1 protein-coding gene is annotated in these 654 nt (G+C 43.6%); it reads left to right on the forward strand.

Annotation, left to right across the window (positions count from 1 at the left end):
• Positions 1–653: PRTRC system ThiF family protein (locus HMPREF1551_RS03855; RefSeq protein WP_021627734.1), on the forward strand; the 653-nt coding region annotated here is incomplete at its 5' end.
• Position 654 lies beyond the last annotated feature (1 nt).

Raw genomic sequence — 654 nt, forward strand, 5'->3', positions numbered from 1 at the left:
GACACGCAGGGTTATCGGTAACCCTTTGGGATAATGACCTTGTAAGCCCTGCCAATCTCGGCAGACAACTTTTTTCGGCTTGTGAGTTAGGAATGTACAAATCTACTGCTCTAATAAGCCGTATCAATCGCTTTTTTGGTACAGATTGGAGATCGCAAACACAGCTATTCAGCACAGAGACCTTTCCCTCTGAAGAAGAAACAATGAGAGGAAGCATTTACCTTTCGTGTGTAGATAGCGCAAAGGCACGTTTTGACATTGGGGAAGTACTCACTCATTTAGAGCGAGCCCATCACTACCACAACAACCCTAAGTATTGGTTAGATTTTGGCAACAGCACCCATTCAGGACAAGCGATTTTAGGTACTTTACAAGCCATTGAGCAACCTCATAGCGATACTTTTACTCCCATAGACACCCTGCCTACTATTACCCAAGCCTTTGGAAAGTTATTAACACAATCCGAACAAAATGAAAATACCCCAAGTTGCTCCCTTGCCGAAGCCTTAACCAAGCAAGATTTGTTCATTAACGCCACTCTTTCACAAATGGGAAGCTCCCTACTTTGGAACTTGTTCAGAGAAGGGCTCACTCCTTACAGAGGCTTTTTCCTCAACCTCAAAGACTTTCGTACACAACCCTTAGCTGTATAAA

The sequence above is a fragment of the Capnocytophaga sp. oral taxon 863 str. F0517 genome, from assembly GCF_000466425.1.
Taxonomy (GTDB): domain Bacteria; phylum Bacteroidota; class Bacteroidia; order Flavobacteriales; family Flavobacteriaceae; genus Capnocytophaga.